5 protein-coding genes are annotated in these 4,645 nt (G+C 68.4%); all 5 read right to left on the reverse strand.

Features of this window, described 5'->3' with window-relative positions; genetic code table 11:
• Window positions 1-537: 4-oxalocrotonate decarboxylase (locus tag G3N93_RS34540; RefSeq protein ID WP_206134979.1), on the reverse strand; the 537-nt coding region annotated here is incomplete at its 3' end.
• Window positions 534-1,580, reverse strand: a complete 1,047-nt coding sequence (gene dmpG, locus G3N93_RS34545) for a 4-hydroxy-2-oxovalerate aldolase (protein WP_174939631.1) — start codon at window positions 1,578-1,580, stop codon at window positions 534-536. The genes G3N93_RS34540 and dmpG, both read right to left, overlap by 4 nt.
• A gap of 40 nt (window positions 1,581-1,620) precedes the next feature.
• Window positions 1,621-2,541, reverse strand: coding sequence for an acetaldehyde dehydrogenase (acetylating) (locus G3N93_RS34550; RefSeq protein ID WP_206134980.1), 921 nt, complete (start codon window positions 2,539-2,541; stop codon window positions 1,621-1,623).
• A 40-nt stretch (window positions 2,542-2,581) separates the two neighbouring features.
• Window positions 2,582-3,364: a 2-oxopent-4-enoate hydratase gene (gene dmpE / locus G3N93_RS34555; protein ID WP_174939734.1), complete on the reverse strand. Its 783-nt coding sequence runs from the start codon at window positions 3,362-3,364 to the stop codon at window positions 2,582-2,584.
• Between the two features lie 28 nt (window positions 3,365-3,392).
• On the reverse strand, window positions 3,393-4,645 hold a 1,253-nt coding region (locus G3N93_RS34560), incomplete at its 5' end, for a 2-hydroxymuconic semialdehyde dehydrogenase (RefSeq protein ID WP_206134981.1).

Consider the following 4,645-nt stretch of genomic DNA (forward strand, 5'->3'; position numbering starts at 1 on the left):
TTCGACGCCGTCCACCGCGAGCGGCCGCCCGCCCGCGACGAAGCGCGCGGCCGACGTGTTGTCGGCCACCACGCTCTTCAGGTCGAACTTGAAGTCGCGGTAGCGGCTGTCGATCACCTCGATGCCGGCGATGACGAAATCCGTCGCGGCGAGCACCGAGCCGATATGGCAGCCCGGCCCTTTCAGCTCGGCTTTGGTCACGAACGCGATCTCGGGCTCCACCTTCGGATGGATCAGTGCCGACGTATCGCACTCGCCGCCGTCGGGCAGGTCGTAGAGGTCCGTGAGGAAGCCGAACACGGGCGTATCGACGCCCATCTGGCGCATCTTCGCGTGCGACGTCAGGCCGGCCTTGTAGCCGACGATCCGCGCGCCATGCCCGAGCTGCCGGCGGCGGATCGCATCCTGCACCGCGTAGGCATCGTCCCAGTCCATCTCGGGATGACGGTCGGTGATCTTCGGCGTGTCGCGCGCGTCGCGCATGCAGCCGTCGAGATGCTCGGCGAGCGATTCGACGATGTCGGTGGTCAGGTTCATGCGGCCTCCCGCTTCGCTTGCGCCGCGCGCGCCTTCGCGAGCGTCAGCGCGGTGTCTTCGATCATGTCCTCCTGCCCGCCGACCATCCCGCGCCGGCCGAGCTCGACGAGGATGTCGCGCGCCGGGATCCCGTACTTGTCGCCCGCGCGCTTCGCGAACAGCAGGAACGAGCCGTACACGCCCGCATAGCCGAGCGTCAGCGCGTCGCGATCGACGCGAATCGGGAAATCCATCATCGGCACGACGAGATCCTCCGCGACGTCCTGGATCTTCCAAACGTCGACGCCGGTCTCGATGCCCATCCGCTCGCACACGGCGACGAACACTTCGAGCGGCGTATTGCCGGCGCCCGCGCCGAGCCCGGCCGCCGCGCCGTCGATCCGGTTCGCGCCGGCCTCGATCGCGGCGATCGAATTCGCGACGCCCATCGCGAGGTTGTGGTGGCCGTGGAAGCCGAGCTCCGTCTGCGGCTGCAGCGCGTCGCGCACCGCACCGAGACGCGCCTTCACGTCGTCGGGCAGCATGTAGCCGGCGGAATCGGTGATGTAGATGCAGTTCGCGCCGTACGACTCCATCAGCTTCGCCTGCTTCACGAGCCCTTCCGGGCTGTTCATGTGGCTCATCATCAGGAAGCCGACGGTATCCATGTCGAGCTTGCGCGCCATCGCGATGTGCTGCTCGGAGACATCGGCCTCGGTGCAGTGCGTCGCGACGCGGATCGTATGCACGCCGAGCGCGTGCGCCTCCTTCAGGTGGTCGACGGTGCCGATGCCCGGCAGCAGCAGCGCCGATACCTTCGCGCGCTTGAGCAGCGGGATCACCGCGCCGAGGTATTCGGCGTCGGTGTGCGCGGGAAAGCCGTAGTTGACCGACGAGCCGCCGAGCCCGTCGCCGTGCGTGACTTCGATCAGCGGCACGCCGGCCGCGTCGAGCCCGGTCGCGACCGCGCGCATCTGGTCGAGCGTCATCTGGTGACGCTTCGGGTGCATGCCGTCACGCAGCGTCATGTCGTGGACGGTGATTCGCTTGCCTTTGAGATTCATTGCCGTTTCCTTGTTCGTCCGGTCGTGGGATGAGCGCGCGTCAGGCTGCCTGCGCGGCCGGCTGAAGCGCGAGGCGGCCGGCCAGCATTTCCTCGGCGAACATCTCGGCGGTGCGCGCGGCGGCGGCCGTCATGATGTCGAGGTTGCCCGCGTACTTCGGCAGGTAGTCGCCGAGGCCTTCGACTTCGAGGTAGATCGACACGCGGTTGCCGTCGAATACCGGCCCGTTGACGAGCCGGTAGCCGGGCACGTAGCGCTGCACGTCGGCGATCATCGCGTGCACCGATTCGACGATGCGCGCCTCGTCGGGCGCGGTCTCGGTCAGGCAGTGCACGGTGTCGCGCATGATCAGCGGCGGGTCGGCCGGGTTGATCACGATGATCGCCTTGCCCGCCTTCGCGCCGCCGACCTGCGCGACCGCGGCCGACGTCGTGCGCGTGAATTCGTCGATGTTCTTGCGCGTGCCGGGGCCGACCGAACGCGACGACACCGTCGCGACGATCTCGCCGTACGCGACCGGCTGCACGCGGGACACCGCGCACACCATCGGGATCGTCGCCTGGCCGCCGCACGTGACCATGTTCACGTTCATCTCGCCGGAGCCGATGTGGTCCATCAGGTTGACGGGCGGGACGCAGTACGGGCCGATCGCGGCCGGCGTCAGGTCGATCATCAGCACGCCGAGCGCGTTGAGCTTGCGGCTGTTCTCCGCGTGCACGTAGGCGCTCGTCGCGTCGAACGCGATCTGCACGCCGTCGGCCTGCACGTGCGGCAGCAGGCCGTCGACACCCTCCGCGGTCGTCTTCAGGCCGAGTTCGCGCGCACGCTTCAGGCCGTCGGAATCGGGATCGATGCCGACCATCCAGACAGGTTCGAGCACGGGGCTGCGCATGAGTTTGGCGAGCAGGTCGGTGCCGATGTTGCCGGGGCCGATCAGCGCGCAACGGATTTTTCGGGTCATGGGGAATTCCTCGTTTGCCAGTGAAGGGGAACGGCGCCGCTCACGCGAACCGCACCGAACATGCGCCGATCCCGCCGATCGACACGCGGAAGTTGTCGCCGGGCCCGGCCGGCGCCATCGCGGCGAGCGCGCCGGACAGGATCACTTCGCCGGCCTTCAGCGGGATGCCGAGCCGGCCGAGCGTATTGGCGAGCCACGCGACGGCATTGACCGGCGAGCCGAGCGCGGCCGCGCCGGCGCCGGTGCCGATCACGTCGCCGTTTTTCTCGAGCACCATCCCGCACGTCGCGAGATCGACGCGACGCGTGCTCACCGCCTTGTCGCCGAGCACGAACACGCCGCACGACGCGTTGTCGGCCACGGTGTCGCCGATCCGGATCTTCCAGTCGCGAATCCGCGAATCGACGATCTCGAAGCACGGCATCACGCATTCGGTCGCGGCCAGCACCATCGCGTTCGTCACGCCGGGGCCGAGCAGGTCGCGCTTCAGCACGAACGCGATCTCGCCTTCCGCCTTCGGCTGGATCAGCGTGTCGAGCGGAATGCACGCGCCTTCGCCATACACCATCCCCGACAGCAGGTAGCCGAAATCGGGCTGGTACACGCCGAGCATGTCCATCACGGCCTTCGACGTGACGCCGATCTTCTTGCCGATCACGGTTTCCCCGGCGTCCAGGCGGCGCTGCACGAAGCGCTGCTGGATCCGGTACGCGTCGTCGACCGACAGGTCCTCGTGCTGCGACGTCAGCGGTGCGACGGGCGTGCGCGAGGTCATCGCGTCGTACAGCCGGTCGCCCAGCGCGGTAATCAACGTGGAGTCCATAAGAGTTTTCCGGTCAGTAACGGGTGGATCAGAGCTTGATGCAGACGTTGCGGAGTTCCGTGTAGAACTCGAGCGAATGCACGCCGCCTTCGCGGCCGATGCCCGATTGCTTCGCGCCGCCGAACGCGGTGCGCAGGTCGCGCAGGAACCACGAATTGACCCATGCGATGCCGACGTCGATCGACGCGGCGACGCGATGCGCGCGGGACAGGTTGGTGGTCCAGATCGCGGTCGACAGCCCGTACGCGTTCGCATTCGCGCGGCCGATCACCTCCGCTTCCGAATCGAACGGCATCACGAGCGTGCACGGCCCGAAGATCTCGTCGCGCGCGATCGGCGAATCGTCGCCGAGGCCCGTCCAGATCGTCGGCTGCACCCACGCGCCGTCGCGCAGCGCGTCCGGCATGTCGGGCACGCCGCCGCCGGTCACGACCGTCGCGCCGAGCTCGGCGGCCTTGCGGTAGTACGACAGCACCTTGTCGCGGTGCTCCTGGCTGATCAGCGGGCCGATGCCGGTCGTGTCCGCTTCCGGGCGGCCCGGCCGCAGTTGCTCGGCGCCGGCTTTCAACGCGGCGACGAAGCGCTCGAACAGCGGACGCTCGACATACACGCGCTCGGTGCCGAGGCACACCTGCCCCGCGTTCGCGAAGCACGAGCGCAGCGTGCCTTCGACGGCCGCGTCGAAATCGCAGTCGGCGAACACGATCGCCGCATTCTTGCCGCCCATTTCGAGGCTGACGGGCCGCGCGCCGTCGGCCGCCGCCTTCATGATCGCCGCGCCGGTGCGCGTCTCGCCGGTGAACGTGATCGCGTTCACGCCGGGATGGGTCGTCAGGAATTCGCCGGCCGAGCCGGGCCCGAAGCCGTGCACGACGTTGTAGACGCCGCGCGGCACGCCCGCTGCGTTCATCACTTCGCCGAGCAGCGCAGCCGTCTGCGGCGTTTCCTCCGACGGCTTCACGACCACCGTGTTGCCGCAGGCCAGCGCGGGGCCGACCTTCCACGTCATCAGCAGCAGCGGCAGGTTCCACGGGCAGATCACGCCGACCACGCCGACCGGGCGGCGGATCGCATAGTTGAGCGCGCCCGCGCCGTCCGGCGTTGCCATCTCGAAGGTTTCGCCCGGCACGTTCTTCACGATGTCGGCGAACACCTTGAAGTTCGCCGCGCCGCGCGGGATGTCGATATGGCTCGCGAGGCTGACCGGCTTGCCGGTATCGGCCACTTCGGCTTCGAGGAAGTCGTCGAAGCGGCGCGTGATGCCGTCGGCCACCGCGTACA

The organism is Burkholderia sp. Se-20378, assembly GCF_017104665.1.
In the GTDB taxonomy this organism is placed as follows: domain Bacteria; phylum Pseudomonadota; class Gammaproteobacteria; order Burkholderiales; family Burkholderiaceae; genus Burkholderia; species Burkholderia lata.

What these genes read in the sequence shown, in the direction of transcription:
- G3N93_RS34550 (WP_206134980.1), bottom strand. Translation starts at nt 2,541, where the DNA reads ATGACCCGAAAAATCCGTTGCGCGCTGATCGGCCCCGGCAACATCGGC.
- dmpG (WP_174939631.1), bottom strand. Translation starts at nt 1,580, where the DNA reads ATGAATCTCAAAGGCAAGCGAATCACCGTCCACGACATGACGCTGCGT.
- dmpE (WP_174939734.1), bottom strand. Translation starts at nt 3,364, where the DNA reads ATGGACTCCACGTTGATTACCGCGCTGGGCGACCGGCTGTACGACGCG.